This window comes from Micromonospora sp. DT47, from assembly GCF_049844475.1.
Classification (GTDB): Bacteria; Actinomycetota; Actinomycetes; order Mycobacteriales; family Micromonosporaceae; genus Micromonospora.
In genome coordinates, this window is record NZ_JBNCLC010000025.1 from 38,172 (window position 1) to 54,189 (window position 16,018).

Annotated in this window: 17 protein-coding genes and 2 pseudogenes; 9 read left to right on the plus strand and 10 right to left on the minus strand. The window is 68.1% G+C overall.

Annotation, left to right across the window (positions count from 1 at the left end):
* Positions 1-15: 15 nt before the first annotated feature.
* Both ACLQ2U_RS27405 and ACLQ2U_RS27410 read right to left on the minus strand, forming a co-directional pair.
* Positions 16-486, minus strand: a complete 471-nt coding sequence (locus tag ACLQ2U_RS27405; RefSeq protein ID WP_425753787.1) for a hypothetical protein — start codon at positions 484-486, stop codon at positions 16-18.
* A gap of 459 nt (positions 487-945) precedes the next feature.
* Positions 946-1,740: a hypothetical protein gene (locus ACLQ2U_RS27410; protein ID WP_425753788.1), complete on the minus strand. Its 795-nt coding sequence runs from the start codon at positions 1,738-1,740 to the stop codon at positions 946-948.
* Between the two features lie 164 nt (positions 1,741-1,904).
* Between ACLQ2U_RS27410 and ACLQ2U_RS27415 the strand changes: the two genes are divergently transcribed.
* From ACLQ2U_RS27415 to ACLQ2U_RS27445, 7 genes and pseudogenes are all read left to right on the plus strand, one after another.
* On the plus strand, positions 1,905-2,270 hold the full coding sequence (locus ACLQ2U_RS27415) for a hypothetical protein (protein WP_425753789.1): 366 nt from the start codon (positions 1,905-1,907) through the stop codon (positions 2,268-2,270).
* A gap of 134 nt (positions 2,271-2,404) precedes the next feature.
* Entirely contained in the window at positions 2,405-2,650 is a 246-nt protein-coding gene (locus tag ACLQ2U_RS27420) for a hypothetical protein (RefSeq protein WP_425753835.1), read from the plus strand.
* Positions 2,629-2,793, plus strand: a pseudogene (locus ACLQ2U_RS27425) (IS30 family transposase); the annotation flags it as partial. The gene ACLQ2U_RS27420 and the pseudogene ACLQ2U_RS27425, both read left to right, overlap by 22 nt.
* Before the next feature lie 108 nt (positions 2,794-2,901).
* A complete protein-coding gene (locus tag ACLQ2U_RS27430; protein WP_425753790.1) occupies positions 2,902-3,312 on the plus strand; it encodes a hypothetical protein in 411 nt (136 codons plus the stop codon).
* Positions 3,313-3,525: 213 nt separating this feature from the next.
* The gene (locus ACLQ2U_RS27435; RefSeq protein WP_425753791.1) at positions 3,526-3,969 is read left to right on the plus strand and encodes a MarR family winged helix-turn-helix transcriptional regulator; all 444 of its coding nucleotides are present in this window, start codon (positions 3,526-3,528) and stop codon (positions 3,967-3,969) included.
* Positions 3,970-4,035: 66 nt separating this feature from the next.
* Complete coding sequence (locus ACLQ2U_RS27440) at positions 4,036-4,902, plus strand: SDR family oxidoreductase (RefSeq protein WP_425753792.1); 867 nt, start codon at positions 4,036-4,038, stop codon at positions 4,900-4,902.
* Complete coding sequence (locus ACLQ2U_RS27445) at positions 4,902-5,639, plus strand: SDR family NAD(P)-dependent oxidoreductase (protein WP_425753793.1); 738 nt, start codon at positions 4,902-4,904, stop codon at positions 5,637-5,639. The genes ACLQ2U_RS27440 and ACLQ2U_RS27445 overlap by 1 nt, the downstream gene beginning before the upstream one ends.
* A gap of 125 nt (positions 5,640-5,764) precedes the next feature.
* Here ACLQ2U_RS27445 and ACLQ2U_RS27450 read toward each other — a convergent pair whose 3' ends face one another.
* From ACLQ2U_RS27450 to ACLQ2U_RS27480, 7 genes are all read right to left on the minus strand, one after another.
* Positions 5,765-6,565, minus strand: coding sequence for an alpha/beta fold hydrolase (locus ACLQ2U_RS27450; RefSeq protein WP_425753794.1), 801 nt, complete (start codon positions 6,563-6,565; stop codon positions 5,765-5,767).
* A gap of 32 nt (positions 6,566-6,597) precedes the next feature.
* Positions 6,598-7,176 (minus strand): dihydrofolate reductase family protein, encoded by a 579-nt coding sequence (locus ACLQ2U_RS27455; RefSeq protein WP_425753795.1) that lies wholly within the window; start codon positions 7,174-7,176, stop codon positions 6,598-6,600.
* 455 nt (positions 7,177-7,631) lie between these two features.
* The gene (locus ACLQ2U_RS27460; RefSeq protein ID WP_425753796.1) at positions 7,632-8,012 is read right to left on the minus strand and encodes a VOC family protein; all 381 of its coding nucleotides are present in this window, start codon (positions 8,010-8,012) and stop codon (positions 7,632-7,634) included.
* 311 nt (positions 8,013-8,323) lie between these two features.
* Positions 8,324-10,519, minus strand: a complete 2,196-nt coding sequence (katG, locus tag ACLQ2U_RS27465; RefSeq protein ID WP_425753797.1) for a catalase/peroxidase HPI — start codon at positions 10,517-10,519, stop codon at positions 8,324-8,326.
* A gap of 34 nt (positions 10,520-10,553) precedes the next feature.
* Positions 10,554-10,961, minus strand: coding sequence for a Fur family transcriptional regulator (locus ACLQ2U_RS27470; protein ID WP_425753832.1), 408 nt, complete (start codon positions 10,959-10,961; stop codon positions 10,554-10,556).
* A 378-nt stretch (positions 10,962-11,339) separates the two neighbouring features.
* Complete coding sequence (locus ACLQ2U_RS27475) at positions 11,340-11,468, minus strand: hypothetical protein (RefSeq protein ID WP_425753798.1); 129 nt, start codon at positions 11,466-11,468, stop codon at positions 11,340-11,342.
* Positions 11,465-11,716, minus strand: a complete 252-nt coding sequence (locus ACLQ2U_RS27480) for a hypothetical protein (RefSeq protein ID WP_425753799.1) — start codon at positions 11,714-11,716, stop codon at positions 11,465-11,467. Before ACLQ2U_RS27480 ends, ACLQ2U_RS27475 begins: the two co-directional genes overlap by 4 nt.
* A gap of 303 nt (positions 11,717-12,019) precedes the next feature.
* Here ACLQ2U_RS27480 and solA point away from each other — a divergent pair, with 303 nt between their 5' ends.
* Complete coding sequence (gene solA, locus ACLQ2U_RS27485; protein ID WP_425753800.1) at positions 12,020-13,165, plus strand: N-methyl-L-tryptophan oxidase; 1,146 nt, start codon at positions 12,020-12,022, stop codon at positions 13,163-13,165.
* Positions 13,166-13,598: 433 nt separating this feature from the next.
* Here the strand turns inward: solA and ACLQ2U_RS27490 are convergent, their stop codons facing one another.
* Positions 13,599-14,633, minus strand: coding sequence for a hypothetical protein (locus tag ACLQ2U_RS27490; protein ID WP_425753801.1), 1,035 nt, complete (start codon positions 14,631-14,633; stop codon positions 13,599-13,601).
* 162 nt (positions 14,634-14,795) lie between these two features.
* Between ACLQ2U_RS27490 and ACLQ2U_RS27495 the strand changes: the two are divergent.
* Positions 14,796-15,932: pseudogene (locus tag ACLQ2U_RS27495) on the plus strand (helix-turn-helix domain-containing protein); the annotation flags it as partial.
* Positions 15,933-16,018: the final 86 nt, after the last annotated feature.

Below are 16,018 nucleotides of genomic sequence, written 5' to 3' on the forward strand. Positions count from 1 at the left end.
CTTAAGCGCTTGAACTCAGGGAGCGAGTCGTCGCCACCAGAAATCGATGGCCACGTCATCGCCGAGGATGTCGTCGACGTCTCGATGAAGTTCGAGCTCAACGATTCGATCGTCGTTAGGGCGGAACGGGTGCTTGGGGTCGGGTGAACCCGGCAGCGATCCGAGTGCGTCGATGGCAGGCTTCCACAGGGCCGACCAGTTGCGCCGGCTTGAGAGCCCGAACCGGATGTACAGGGCGATCGGGCCGGATGGCAAGGGTTCGCTCGACACCCTGCGGCACGCCTCGTGGATCGCGTGCTTCCAGGCAAGCGATTGCGTGGAGGTGGTAGTGCGGATGTGCAATTGCGGCGGTTCTGGCAGGTCTGCCTGTCGGACCGCGACGCCAACGGCGATGGTGGATCCCGGCTGCTGCAGTTTGCGCCCGAATACCGCCGCAACACGGCCGGCCCCGATGCGACGTACGACCGGTAACAGGCAATTGTCCAAGTCGCGTCCATCGCGGTCGGGTGCGATCGTTGCGGGCAGCCCCACGACCAATTCGAGCGCCAGCGGTTCGCCGGGGGCAAGGCACCGGCGCCGACAAGCGTGATTACTTCGTCCAGGTATGCACGCAGCCGCCGCTGATCTGGGTGGTTCGCTGCGTTCCAGCTCTCCAGAACCGGCACGCCCGGCAGCGCAATACGCGAAGCCGCGTCCGGCCTCGCAAAGAGTCTCGTCACCGCACGAGTCTCGCGGCAGACCCTGAGCGTTGAACCACATCGAATCCGAACAGGCGCTCATGCCGCCGTCAGGGCGCTACCTAGCGTCACGGCAAGCGGGTTCAAGTCGGCGTACGGTGATGAGCGGATGTGCGCTACTAGCTAGGCGGTCCACGCTGCCCGAGGGTGGCTGGCGGGCAGTAAGTCATACCACGCCAGGCGGCCGAGCACGCTCCGCTGGCGACGGTCAGGCCTCGCCGAGGTCGGTACAGTGTGCGATCGTCGCATCGTCCGCCGCCACCGCGTGGCGCGCTTCCGCCTGCCGGACACGATGGATGATCTCGGCGGGTCCGCTCGACGCTAGGACGGCCATGACCCCTGGCCAGTCGGCGAGCCGGAACCGGTCCACGATGCGGCTGGCTCCATTGCTGAGCAGGACGGCATCGGTCAGCTCGGAGATCGGACAGCTTCCGGTGATCGCCTCGTCTGCCGCCCGCGGGTCGTCCTTGGCCAGCCAGAAGCCGCCCGGCTGGTTCCGGTTGGCGCGCAGTTCTCGGAGGACTCGGTGGTACTCGTCGCTACCCTCGGAGGCGGCCTCGAGCGCGGACCGGTACGACCGGCTGATGATCACCTCCCGGGGATCGGAGACGACAAGCGGCGCACCGTCTGCTCTGTCGAGCACGAGGACCGAGTCACCGAGCACCAGGTGCTCGATGAGGCCCTCGGACAGGCGCAGGATGGCTACGGTCGCCGACGGACTGATGGGGTCGGCGACGTCGCAGGTGTCCCGGTGATCGTCAGTCACCTGCTCGATGGCCTCGGCGAGCAGCGCCGAAAGGCTGCGGTCCCGCACGAGTGACAAGAGGCTGAGGAGGTTGCCTCCCAGGCGGCTGGCGTACCAGGCCACGCCGTGCCGGCAGATCGATTCGGTGCCGGAGATGCCGGCGCCGTCGATCAGCACCGCTGCCGTCGGTATGGCACCAGTGAAGTCTTCGTCTGCGTGGCCAGCCCGTGCCGGAGCGCTCGTCATCGTCACCCGCATGTCCTGCCGCCGTCCTCTCGCCGATTGAGGCGTCGACGTTAACAACCGCCGACGCGCTTGGGGCGCACACATCTGCCGCTTAGCGCATGGCCCGGCGATCGGGTAGAAGAGCGCCGCCGCTCCGAGTTGGAGGGTGGCGACCGCAGCCCGGAAGATCAGTGGCTGTGGGTGGTCTGGTGGAGGTGTCGAGTCCGATCGACCTGCTGCGGCTCCGGGCCGAGCTCGACACGGCTACAAGGGTTCAGTTCCAGGCGCCGCTCTCCGAGGCGGACTACCGTACGCTCGCCGCGATCCTGGCGGAGCATCCGTCCGTCACCCTGCGCGCGTATGGCTTTGATGCCGCCGACGTCGAGTTCCTCGACCTCGGCGAGACCCGCAAACCCCTCGACCTCACCCGGCCACCGCATTCCGGAACCTGCGCGAGCTCAGGATCGCATCGCATCGCCGCGGCCTCGCGGGCCTACTCCACACCAACCCCCACCTGCAGGGCCTCGCACTGTGGGGACTCCCGGTCGACCAGATCCTCCTAGTCGTCACGCCGCCGCACCTGCAGTCGCTGTCACTCACCCTCGGCTCCCTGACCGACGCCGAATGGCTCAGCCAGATCCCCACCCTGCGCTACCTCGCGCTCCGCAACGTCCGCCGGCTCACCAACGTCGAACCGGTGACGCGTCTACCCGTGCTGCAATGGCTGATCCTGAACGCCCTGACCATCGACCAGCTTCCCGACTTCAGCCCCAGCACCGCGCTGCTCCGCGTCGACCTCGATGGCATGCGGCGCCTACGCCAGCCCAACGCCCTTCACGGGCTCGCCGCCGCACCCCGACTCCAAGACCTCTGGGTCACCCAGTCGTCGCTACCGGTCGAGGCGTTCATCCCGTTTACCAGTTCCCCAAAGGCACCGATCTGAGCAAGCACAGCCCAGGAGACCTCGCCGTTGCCACAGCCCTCAACAGTCGCCCCCGCAAGACCCTCGGCTGGAGAACACCTGCCGAGGCCCTCAACGATCACCTACTCTCCGTGCAACAGGGCGATGTTGCGACGACCCCCTGAACCCAAGGCGTACCCGAGAGCTCGAATGTGGACACGACCGCTCAACGGCCGGCGATTGCCGCCGGCATTCGATGTTCGGCGGTACGGCTCCTGCGGAGACCATGGCGGATGACCGAGACTGTAGCGATGTCTCAAGATGTCGGGAACGCGCCGCGCACGCAGGTAGCAATCACCGCTCTGCTCATTGTCGTGGGCGTGCTCGTCCTCTTCGTCCCCGCCGGTGACGAGGGTCGAGTCCTCGTGCCGGTCAGCGAAGGTCACGGACTGTCCGCCGTGGACGGGGTCGGCGCAGCACTGCTGGCGTTGGGCGGCACCTGGCTGGAAGTGCTCGTGGTACGGCGCCTGCCGTACCTCGCCCTGCCCCCACGGGCCTTGTTCGGACTCGGCCTGCTGGCCGGCCTCGGCGTGGGGCTCCTGATCGCCTCGGTCTTTTCGGGATTCTTCTGGTGGTGGGCTGTCGGTGCCACCACACTTGGCGTTGCCGTCCTCGTCCTTGTGCCCCTCACGGCGCGCCGTTGAGGTCGCTGACCGAACGTCCGCTGCCGCTGGTCGCGCGGCCGTGCCGATGAGCGGATGTCCGGTGATGGTCGTTGGAGCGGCAGCGTCACGCGTTGCTCGTGCCGTCGCCCGATCCGCTCGCCATACCTACGCGTGCCGTTCGTTGGTTGCGATATTGGCAACGCGTCGTTAGTCCGGTTGGCACTAGTCCCTAAGTCGGCTAAGCTTCTCGATGTGCAGTCGTTCGAGATCCCGCAGATGACCGGGTTGCTGCTGGTGAGGGCGGCGAAGCTGCACCGTTCCGTCGTCGCGGACCGGCTCGCTCGCGTCGGGTTGCACGTGGGGCAGGACCTGCTGCTCCTTGAGCTCTCGCGCGCCGACGGCGTGTCCCAGCGAGAGCTTGCCGACCGGCTGGGGGTGGAACAGGCGACCGTGGGAGTCGCCCTGCGTCGCCTTGAGTCGGGAGGGTTCGTGCAGCGCCGTTCGGCAGTCGATGACGCACGGGTGCGTGCGGTATTCCTCACTGAACGTGGCCGTGATGCACTGCCGGCCATCGACGCCGCATGGCGCGAGGCGGAGAGGGCGCTCCTCGGCCGGCTTTCAGCGCGACAGGCGGAGCAGTTGCGCAAGCTGCTCACTGCCATGCTCGCCGCACCAACGTCCGTTCCGGAGGCGTAGGCGCTGTTCCCGAAGCAACTTAATCCAGTTTCATGGCCGGATACTAAGGCGACTTAGGAGTATGGGATGATTAGCAAGATCTTCATTGCCGGCGCCGCCGGCACCGCTGGCCGTTCGTACGTTCAGGCGTTCAGCCTCGCCGGTCATGCCGTGCGCGCGGGCATCCGCCCAGGCAGCGGGGCCCAGTTCAGCGACGGCGTCGAGGTCTGGCCGGTCGACTTCGAGGACGCGGGCGCTACGCGCGCCGCGATGGACGACATCGACGTCGTCATCATCTCGCTGGCCGGCCGTGGCCCGGACGCCGCGGATCAGGAAGCGGCGATAACGCGCAACGTTGCGCGGGCGGCGGTCGACGCCGGCGTCGGCCACCTGGTGTACACGTCAGTCCACCGCGCCGACGAAACCACCGGCGTGCCCCACTTCGATGTGAAGGGCGTCCTGGAGGCGGAGCTTGCGGCGCTCGCCCCCCGGCTGACGGTCTTGCGCCCGACGACCTTCGCCGACTCCCTCACCGCTCCTTGGCTGCGCAACGGCATCCAAGAGCACGGAGTCCTGGTCAGCCCAATCGGCCGCGAAACGGCCATCAGCTACGTCGCCACCGACGATCTCGCCCGCGTCGCCGTCGCCGCTCTGGCCACGCCCCGGTTGCAGCGTGAGCCGGTTGTCGTCGCCGGGCCGAGCTCGACAACCTACGCGGAGCTCCTTCCTCTCCTCGGGCAGCTCGCCGGTCGGCCGGTCACCTACCAGCAGATTCCCCTTGACGACGTCAGACGCAACTTCGGCTCGGACCTTGCCGCGATGACGGAGCTGTTCAACCGGGACGGCTTCACCGCAGAGCCGTCACCGGTCCTGCGCGACCTGCGGCTCGTCCCAGGCCCCGTGCAGGACTACCTGCGCCAGAGCTGGGCCAGCGACGGCTCGGCGGTGCGCTGATGGACCTCGGCTACCGCGACCGCGTCGCACTAGTCACCGGCAGCTCCTCCGGTATCGGCCGCGCCGTCGCGCTGCAACTCGCCGCAGAAGGCGCCACAGTTGCCGTCACCTACCGTGCCGATCTTGCCGGGGCCAAACGCGTCGGCGACGAGATCCGGACGGCGGGCGGCAATGTTTTCATCGCCCGCTACGATCTCGCCGAGCCCGAGACAACGCATGCGCTGGTCCAGCAACTCATCAGCGATCACGGCCGCTTGGACCTGCTCGTGGCCAATGCCGTCGCATGGCCACGAGGCAGCACCGCGCAGCCGATGGACTGGCGCACCTCACTCCGTACGAACCTGGAAGGGACGATCGCCACCATCGACGCTGCCCTGCCACACCTTCTAGCGGTGCAGGGCCGCATCGTGCTGATCTCCACGACCGTGGCAACCGACGGAATGCCCGGCGCCACCACCTACGGCGCCGCCAAGGCCGGCCTGCACGGTCTCACCGCCACCCTCAGCGTCGAGCACGCCCCCTCGGGCGTCCTCACCAATGCCGTTCTCCCCGGCTTGACACTCACCGACCGAGCCCGTCGCCTCATCCCGCAGGCTGCACGCGACGACGTGGCCACGCGCACCCCCACCCGCCGACTCACCGACCCCCGCGACATCGCACGCGCGGTCGCCTTCCTCGGCTCCCCAGCCAACCAACAGATCACCGGCCAACTCCTACGCGTCGACGGAGGACTCTGATCCCCACACCCCCATGGTGCTCTGGCCGGACACCACCGGGAACACACTCTCATGGCCGCTGGTCGTGCGTCGGCAAGCTCGGCGGGGGCGTCCGAAACTGCCGACTTGCCGATGGAACGCTTGCGCTACGCCCGCAATGCCGCGGCTGTGGCCGCGACGAAGCCGTCGGGGTTGTCCAGCATGATGTTGTGGCCGGCGTCTGGCACGGCGACCACCCGCACGCCGGCGTCGGTCAGGGCGCGCGCACCGATCGGTTCGTTGTCGGCCGGGTGGAGGTATGTGCGCGGCACGGGCAGTTCGAGCAGCAGCTCACGCATGGTGGGGGTGGTGCCGCGGCCGAGGTGTGCCGCGGTGCGGTAAAGCGCCTCCGGACCGGTGAGCCGCATCGTCGCCGCCCAGGCCGTGCCGACTCGGGTGAGCGTCTCGGATCGGCCGTCGCCGTGTACGAACTGCTCCTCGGCGTAGCGGGCGCGGATGCCGACGCCCGGAGGCTGCGGGTCGAGGGTGGCGTCGACAAGGACCAGTGCGGAAACAACGTGCGGATGGCGGGCGGCCAGGACGATGGCGACGGCGCCGCCCATGCTGTGTGCGATCACCTCTGCGGCGCTGACCCCGGCTGCTGTCAGCGCGGTAGCGAGGAGGTCGGCGTGCTCCTCCAGCGTGTACGAGGCGTCGGCCGGCCGGTCGCTGATGCCGTGCCCGAGCAGATCCATCAGCAGGCTACGCCGTCCGGCGAGGGCGGGCTTGGTGGCCACCGCCGCGTAGTACGCCGGCGAGGAGGCGCCGAGCCCGTGCAGGTAGACCCGAGTGGGTTCGGCGCCGCGTTCCCGAGACCGGGCCGTTGCCGAATTGAGGATGTTCGGTCGGGGGCCTGCTGTGCCGGGCTGCCGTTGCCGCTGCGGTCTGGGCGAACAGTGCGGCTGCAACGCCCGCGGACGAGTGCCCTCCGTCGAGCCCCTCAGCGGCGGACCCGGTAGCGCAGGTGCAGCACCCGGTTGCCCCGGATGACCACGTCGGGATCCTCCAGCAGGTGCTGGCCGTCGGCCGGCCCGAAGTACCGCTTGCCGGAGCCGAACACCACAGGCACGACATCCATCGCCACCTCGTCCACCAGGCCCAGCGCGAGGGCCTGCCCGCCGACGTTACCCGCCGCCACCGCAACGGTGCCCTCGCCCGCGAGCTCCTTCGCCTTCGCGATCGCCGCTTCCAGGTCGTCGACGAAGTGGTACGACGCCTCCGGGTGCCACTCGTCCGGCTTGGGCCGATGCGACACGACGACTACGTGCTCGCCGGCCGGTGGCGTGCCCTCCCAGCCGTTGGTTATGTCGAAGAGGTGTCGCCCGATCACCATCGACCCGATGCTGTCCCACGTCGGCCGGACGTAGTCGGCCGATGCCTGCGACACCTTGGCCGGGCCGCCGTCGACCAGCTCGGTGTCGCCGTTGAAGTACCACTCGAACAGCGGACCGACGTCGTCATTGTCGTCGGCGATGTAGCCGTCCACCGACACCACGTTGTGCATCACCACAGTGCTCATCACGCCTCCTTGATCCGCGCTCTTGCTCAGACCATTGTTGACGACCCATCGGGCACCAGACTTCTCATCGCCGCCGTACATCGGCGGGTAAGGTCCCGGCGAACCGGGACACGAGTCACCTGTCGTCTGGCCGTACGAGCGCGTCGGCAACTCCAGATCTCGAACGCCCGGACATGCCTCCGAGTGAGCGCCGCCTAGATCCCCCGGTCTGACCACCGAAAGGCCCGTGGCCCAGTCGCGGACGTTTGAACACCCGCAGTTGCCCGCCATCTTCATCTGCCACCGATCGTCTGGTCGGGGACAGCGGCACGGCCAGGTGGGGTGTCATGATCATCGTCGTGACTGACCGGTTCACCGCGCACCTACCGATCGGCGGTCGTGCCCCGTTCCCCGCACGAGGTCGTTAGGTCGGCGACAGGTCAACGACACGTGAGGCACGCCCTGGGGCTCCGGCGTCAGGCCCGCTCGGAGGCACTGCGTACCACGCAGAATTCGTTTCCCTCTGGGTCATTGAGGACTACCCAGCCCAGGCCATCGGGACGTCGATGGTCCGCGACCAGTTGAGCGCCGAGGCCGAGCAGTCGCTCGACCTCCTGATCTCGGGTGCAGTCAACCGGTTGCACGTCGAGGTGTATTGGGTTTTTCGTCCGCTTGCTGTCTGGCGCGCGAAAGAAGAACACCTTCGGATGGCAGTCGTCGCGCGGTACCAGGCTGGCCTGCGGATCGAAGGGCACGTCATCCTCGGCACGCCCATAACCCAGCACCTGCGCCCAGAAGCCGGCTAGTTCGTATGGATCCGAGGAGTCGAACGTGATGTTGCGAATGTCTGAGGTCACCGAGATCCTTCCCCTGGGGATGCGTAGCGTATGCCGCGCTGCCTGGCTGCGGTGGCCCGGCGGAGAGCATGCTCCGCACGTCGTCGACGAGGACTTGCTCCAGGCCGTCGCCAGGACGTCAAAGGTGGACCAGCGGTGACCAGCGGCAACCACCAACGCAAGGTGTGCGCGCAGACGCGGACGTATCGCACGGGATGGGTGCCCGGAACTTACAAGCGAGGGGTCGCAGGTGCGAAACCTGCCGCGCCCACCACCATCTGACCAGGACAGAGGGCCCCGGTCACGTCCTCGGTGACCGGGGCCCCTTCGCATCAGGCGAGGTCGTACCGGTCCAGGTTCATGACCTTGACCCACGCCGCGACGAAGTCCTGGACGAACTTCTCCTGCGCGTCGTCACTGGCATAGACCTCGCCGATGGCTCGGAGCTGGGAGTTCGAACCGAAGACGAGGTCAACGGCGGTGGCGGTCCACTTGACCTCGCCCGTGGCGCGATCCCGACCCTCGAACACGTTCTCGGCCGAGGCGGATGCCTTCCACTCCGTGCCGATGTCGAGCAGGTTCACGAAGAAGTCGTTCGTCAACGTCTCGGGCCGGTCGGTGAGGACGCCGTGTCGTACTTGCCCCACGTTGGCGTTCAGGGCCCGCATGCCGCCGATCAGGACCGTCATCTCGGGAGCGGTCAGCGTCAACAGGTTGGCCCGGTCCAGCAGCAGGGTCTCCGGCGACAACTTCTCTCCGGCTCGCAGGTAGTTGCGGAACCCGTCTCCCTTTGGCTCGAGCACGGCGAACGACTCCACGTCGGTCTGCTCCTGGGAGGCGTCCGCACGCCCCGGTGCGAACGGGACCGTGACGTCGTGCCCCGCGCTTTTCGCCGCTTGCTCGACGGCCGCGCACCCGGCCAGGACGATCAGGTCAGCAAGCGAGACCTTCTTCCCACCGGACTGTGAGTTGTTGAATTCCTGCTGGATCTCCTCCAGGGTCTGCAGCACCGTGGCGAGCTCGGCCGGGTCGTTGACCTCCCAGTTCTTCTGCGGCTCTAGGCGGATCCGCGCCCCGTTGGCCCCGCCACGCATGTCGGTGCCGCGGAAGCTCGCCGCCGACGCCCAAGCGGTCAAGGCCAACTGGGAGATGGACAGTCCCGATGCGAGGGCCTTGCCCTTGAGGGCAGCGATGTCCTCGTCCCCGATCAGCTCGTGATCGACTGCCGGGACGGGGTCCTGCCACAGCTGCGGCTCCGGGACCCACGGGCCGAGGTAGCGCGAGGCGGGTCCCATGTCGCGGTGCAACAGCTTGTACCACGCCTTGGCGAACGCCTCCGCGAACTCGTCCGGGTCCTCCAGGAAACGCCGCGAGATCTGCTCGTAGATCGGGTCGACCCGCAGCGCGAGGTCGGTCGTCGCCATCATCGGGGCGTGCCTGACCGAGGGGTCGTGCGCGTCGGGTACGGCGTCCGCCCCGGCGCCGTCCTTCGGCTTCCACTGCTTCGCGCCGGCGGGGCTTTCGGTCAGCTCCCACTCGTAGCCGAACAGCGTCTCGAAGAAGCTGTTGTCCCACGTGATCGGGGTGGGCGTCCACGCCCCCTCGAGCCCGGCCGTGATCGTGTCCTTGCCCTTGCCGCTGCCGAAGGTGCTCTTCCAGCCAAGGCCCTGATGGTCGACGGGGCAGCCCTCGGGCTCGGGGCCGACCAAGCTGGCGTCGCCCGCACCGTGGGTCTTGCCGAACGTGTGGCCGCCGGCGATGAGTGCGACCGTCTCCTCGTCGTTCATCGCCATGCGGCGGAAGGTCTCCCGGATGTCCCGGGCGGACGCCAGCGGATCCGGGGTGCCGTTGGGACCCTCCGGATTCACGTAGATGAGGCCCATCTGCACGGCACCGAAAGGACCGGTGAGCTCCCTGTCGCCGCTGTAGCGCTCGTCTCCGAGCCACGTGTCCTCAGACCCCCAGAAGATCTCCTCGGGCTCCCAGATGTCCTCTCGCCCGAAGCCGAAGCCGAAGGTCTTGAAGCCCATCGACTCCAGGGCAACGTTGCCGGCGAAGACCAGGAGGTCGGCCCAGGAGATCTTCCGGCCGTACTTCTGCTTGACCGGCCACAGCAAGCGGCGGGCCTTGTCGAGGTTCGCGTTGTCGGGCCAACTGTTCAGGGGGGCGAAGCGCTGCGCGCCGTCGCCGGCACCGCCACGGCCGTCTTCGATGCGGTACGTGCCGGCGGCGTGCCAGCTCATCCGGATGAAGAGCGGCCCGTAGTGGCCGTAGTCGGCCGGCCACCAGTCCTGCGACGTCGTCATCACGTCGAGGATGTCCTGCTTGAGCTCCTCCACCTTGAGGGTCTTGAACTCCTCGACGTAGTCGAAGTCCTCGCCCATCGGAGTGGCTCGCGGCGCATGCTGGTGGAGAACCTGCAGGTTCAGCTGATTCGGCCACCAGTCCTGGTTCGTCCTGGGCCGAGTCGGGGTCGGAGTGGGGGATGGGATTACAGGGTTTTCACTCTCGCTGCCGCGATCAGACACGTCAGTCCTTCTCCTGTCTGGATGCCTTGTTCTGTCAACTGGTTGCTGGTGCCGCGAGACACTCGGGACAAACGCCCCAGTAGGTGACCTCGGCCTCGTCGATCGAGAAGGCCTGGTCGTCGGAGGCGGTCAGGCAGGGAGTCTCGCCGACGGCGCAGTCGACGTCGGCAATGGCACCGCACGACCGGCACACGACGTGGTGGTGGTTGTCCCCGACCCGCGACTCGTAGCGAGCCACTGAGCCGGAAGGCTGGATGCGCCGCACCAGCCCCGCGGCGGTCAGCGCACGCAGCACGTCGTACACGGCCTGGTGGGACACCTCGGGAAGCTCCCTACGCACGGCACCGAAGATCGAAACGGTGCCGGCGTGCGGATGCGCGTGCACCGCGGTCAGCACTGCCAGCCGCGGACGGGTCACGCGGAGCGCGGCCCCGCGCAGCATGCGCTCGAAGTCCGAGGTCGCGGGCACGCTGCGCAGTATGCTCCACATTCTTGAATGCATCAAGAATGCGGTGGCGCCCCAGCGGCCCCACCAAACGAGGAGGGATCGAGTAGCGGGGGAGCTCTGGGAACAGCGGGGGCACACAACCCAGGGTCACCGACGGCGCGGCGGGTGCGGTCCTCCCAGTGCGGCATCAGATGGCCGTACGTCGACAGGACCAGCGTCGCGTTCGCGTGCCCCCAGCCGTTCCGCTACCACGATGACGGACTCACCCTGGTTGCTCGGCTTCGGCGGTAGGCCAGGCGCGCCGCGCTTCACGCTCGCCATGCCACCAGTGCCCGAACGGCCGATCACCATGGTGACAAGTGCATGGACGGCCTAGCCGCCAAAGCGCAGCGCCTGCCGCAGATCCACTTCCAGGCTTCCGTGGTACTGCGGATCGGGCTCCGCCCTGGCGGCATTGAGGACGGTGCTGAAGAAGCATCTGGCAGCAACGGTGAGAATCACCTGGAAGGTCTCGGTGTCATCGGCACCGTGACTGCGCATGGTCGGGCTGCGGCAAGGGTTGCCAACTCGTAGCGGCGCAGCTCCATCCCGGCCTTCACCGCACCGTTGAGCTGCTGCCACGCCGCGTACGCAGCGGGGCTGTGCGCGTACAACGTGGTGTAGTTGGGCAGGTAGCCCATCGCCTTCGTATCCGTGTCGAACATCCGTTCAGTGTCCGGTGACTGCTCACCGGGCTGCAGAAGACTCATCCGACTCCTCGATAGGCTCAACCGTAAGAACGACAGGCCGTTGGGGCCGCCGGACGCTGTCGGGAAACCGCTGCACTGCTGGCAGCGGGTGGCCCAGTGGACGTCGGGAACAAGCCGGCCGTGGTGGACGGCGCTCACCTAGCGGCAGCGGATGACAATGTGGGTCCGGCTCCGGCCGGATGTCCAGGCCCCTGGCCGGCCCCGTGGACAGCGATGGTCGAGGCAGGCGGCTCTTTGTAGGGCAGCAGAGGATCAGGCGTGCAGCCTCTTGCCTGTGATGCCCGAAGGCTGGAGGAAGTAGATATGGCGGTCTACGACGTCATCGTCGCGGGGCTCGGTGGGATGGGTAGCAGCGCCGCCTACCACCTGGCCGCGCGAGGGCAGCGCGTGCTCGGTCTGGAGAGGTTCGGGCGGGCGCACGACCGCGGGTCCAGCCACGGCGGCTCGCGCATCATCCGGCAGTCTTACTTCGAGGACCCGGCCTACGTGCCGCTCCTGCTCCGGGCGTACGAGCTGTGGGAGAAGCTGGAAAACGACGCGGTACGGGAGATCATTTCGCTCACCGGCGGAGTGTTCATCGGCCGACCGGAGAGCCTCACCTTCGCCGGCAGCCTGCGCGCGGCGCGCGAGTGGGACCTGCCGCACGAGATCCTCGATGCGAGCGAGCTGCGCCGCCGCTTTCCGACGTTCAGCCCTCGGGACGACGAGGTGGCGCTCTTCGAGGCCAAGGCGGGCTTCGTTCGCCCCGAGGCGACCGTCGCCGCTCACCTCGACCTCGCTGGCCGGCACGGCGCCGACCTGCGCTACGACGAGCCGGTAGCGCGCTGGCAGGCGCTGCCCGAGGGCGGCGTACGGGTGGCGACGGAGAAGGGTTCCTACACCGCTGAGCGGCTCGTCGTCTGCCCCGGGGCCTGGGCGCCCGAACTCCTCGCCGACCTCGGTGTGCCGTTCACCGTCGAGCGGCAGGTCATGTACTGGTTCCAGCCGGAGACCGGGGTCGGCCCCTTCCAGCCCGAGCGGCATCCCATCTACATCCACGAGGACGCCGCCGGCGCACAGATCTACGGCTTCCCGGCCATCGACGGGCCTCACGGCGGCGCCAAGGTGGCCTTCTTCCGCCGCGGTCAGGTCTGCACCCCGGAAACCATTGACCGGCAGGTGCACCCGGACGAGGTCCAGGACATGCGGCAACACCTCGGCGGAGTCCTGCCGAGCCTTCCGGGCGGGTTCCTGCGGGCCGCGACCTGCATGTACACCAACACACCGGACCAGCACTTCGTGATCGCGACGCACCCTCAGCACCCGCAGGTCACCGTCGCATGCGGATTCTCCGGCCACGGCTTCAAGTTCGTCCCGGTCGTCGGGGAGATCCTCGCCGACCTGGCAACGAGCGGCGCGACCCCACACCCCATCGGCCTCTTCGACCCGCGACGCGACTTCTCCGCGTAGCCCGACGTCCTGTCGGTGAAGGACTGCCGGGGCGGCCGTGGAGATAACCCAGGCTCGCCTCGCCGATCGGGCTGGACCTGGGCGGGCGTACCAGGAGACCGCGGTCAGCATCGCCGCCGAGATCATCGCGACCCGATGGGGCGGCGACGGCGCCCGGCTGTCCGGAACCACAGGCCGCATCCATCACTGACACCTGCTCCTGCTGCGCCGTGCGGGCCCCGACGCCGACGACGGGCCCGACCTGCGACGTCGGTCCGAGGTGGGCGGGTGTAGGCGGACGTCAGCGGTATGGTCCGGGGCTTTCACCGGAGCCGCCCCGGGGGCGGCCGGGGGTCGGTACCAGGTGCGTGGTGGGTTGCCACTGGTCGCCGCCGAGTCGCCAAAAGATCAATAAGGCAGCTGTCTGACCCAGCGCGACGGGCAAGCCTGCCGGTCAACGTACGAGCGTGTCTAGAGCGGCGGCTATCGCGTCGTGGGTCGCGTTCGTTCGGACATGGCGGATGACGGTGCCGTCGGCGTTGACGAACGCGATCACGCCTGACTGCGCCGGGTCGACCTCGGCCATGTCGAAGAACCAGACTGCCGGCCGGGGGATAGCGGCATAACCGACTGGAACGGGAACGTGGGCGGCCTCCTGCTCGATCTCCGCGATTGGTGCCGGGGCGTCTTTGGAACCGAACGGCTTCCATACCAGGCCAATGACGGCTGGCCGGGGACTGGCGCTCAGCGCGAGGACGCGTTGAATCCCTGTGAGCACGTGCGGGACGTCACCGACCACGACCACCACGGGCTTGCCGAGGTACGCCGCCCAACGGAGGTCTCCACCGCCGAGCTGGCCTACGGTGAAGTCCGGCACCTGCATGTCCCGGACCGGTTCCGGTCCCTGGTCGGGTTCCATGCGACCGGTGTCGCCCGGGTTCTTCCCGCAGGCAGCATCGACGGCCTGCACGGCCGCGGAGTTCGGCGGCGGGAGCGCCTCATGAGAAAGCTCCGTACCGACCTCGCGCAGTTGCTCGGCCGCGGCGATGGCGGTTCCCGTGTCATCACCGGCGAGGCCGATGGTGACCACTGAGTCACCGGTGAAGAGGACGAGCGCTTCGCCGAAATGAACGGCCGGGACGCCGCGGACGGGCGCCAGGCGGCTGCAACCGACGGCCATGCTCCACATCGAAGTATCGAGCGGCTGATTGATGACGTCGACCGGAAGCGCACATGAATCGTGGACCGCGAGGCAGGTGCCGTAGATCGCGTCGACCCGGCCGGTGCCGTCGGCGCCCGCATCGGTCAGCGGCCAATCGCGAAACCGTGGGCCGAGGTAGTAGACCGGCCGTTCGGCCTTGGCGGCGATCTCGTTGAGCCGCATCTCAACCGGCTCGGGATCGCGTGACGTGCCGACCCCACAGCCGGCAAGTCCAAACATCAACACGGCGGTCAGCCACATCGGCAGCGTCCGCCGACGCACCGTCACATACCCAATGTAAGACCACCGCCGGATACGAGAAAGGACCGAAAGGCTGCCAGCTTGCCCTGCCGGAGCCTGGCAGCGTGGAGAGGTACGGTCGTTGGCGGTGGCCCGCCGGGGTAGCGGCCGGCGGAGCCGCGGCCCAGACCTCTACCTGGGAGCAGTGCGATGGCCCCATCCGTTGATCCACGTTTCGGCGCAGCCCTGCGTGAGTTCCGCGAGCGACGGGGGCTGTCCCTGCGGTCTCTCGGGCAACTTGCCCATCGAAGCAAGAGCCACCTGCATGAGCTGGAGATGGGGCTCAAGCCTCCAACTGTCGACACCGCACGGCACTTGGACCACGTTCTCAACGCAGGGGGTACGCTCGCTCGCTTGGTCGATGCGCCGGTCGACCATGCTGCTGAGGCCGCCGAGCTGCGCCTGAGGCTTGCCGCCAGCGATGTCAGCAAGGAAGTGCTCGACCATGTCGAGCAGGGTGTTGATGACCTTGCCAGCGCCTATCCGACCATGGCGCCTGCCGATCTGTTGCCGCCGGTACGGCGGCAACTGGCCTACGTGGGGCGGCTACTCGATGGTCGCGTCACGCTTGCTCAGCAACGCCGCCTCCTGGTCGCTGGCGGCTGGCTGGCAGTGCTGCGGGCCACTGTTCATATCGACCTGCAGCAGCGAGCCGCAGCGGCAGCCCACCTGCGGGCTGCTCATGACCTCGCCAATCACGCCGAACACGCCGAGGTTCTGGGATGGTGTCTAGAGACTCGCGCTTGGGAAGTGTTGACCCAAGGTGACTACCGGAAAGCGCTTGATCTTTCCCGGCAGGCCCAACGGGTCGCGCCGAGGGGCAGCTCCGCTCATATCCAGGCGACTGCCCAGGAGGCGCGCGCGTGGGCGCGGATGGGTGACGTTCGTGAGACTCGGCGAGCGTTGGACCGGGTGGAGCGGCTGACCGCGAACCTGCCGGTTCCTGAGCGAGCCGAGCACCACTATCGCTACGACCCGGCCAAGGCTGCCGCCTACACGGCTACGACTTTGGCTTGGGCGGGCGATGCGGGTGCCGAGCAGGTTGCTCGGGCTGTGCTCGCCGAGCTGGACCCGGATGGCGATGGTGGAGCACGGCCCCGCCGGTCTGCGTCGGCTCGCCTCGACCTTGGCCTTGCCCTGGTCGCCGCAGGTCAGCCCGACGAGGCGGCCGCTCTGGGTGCGGAGGCTGTCTCATCCGGGCGGGTCGTGCCCTCGAACTGGTGGCGTGCGGCCGAGCTGTTGGCGAAGGTGGAGCAGGCAGGGGTGCCTGAGGCTGTGAACCTGCGCACCGGCATCGGCGTCAGCCTGCGCCAGGCGGTCACCCCCGACCCGCTGCTCGGCCGGACGAACGCCACCTTCCGCGTCCTGTCACC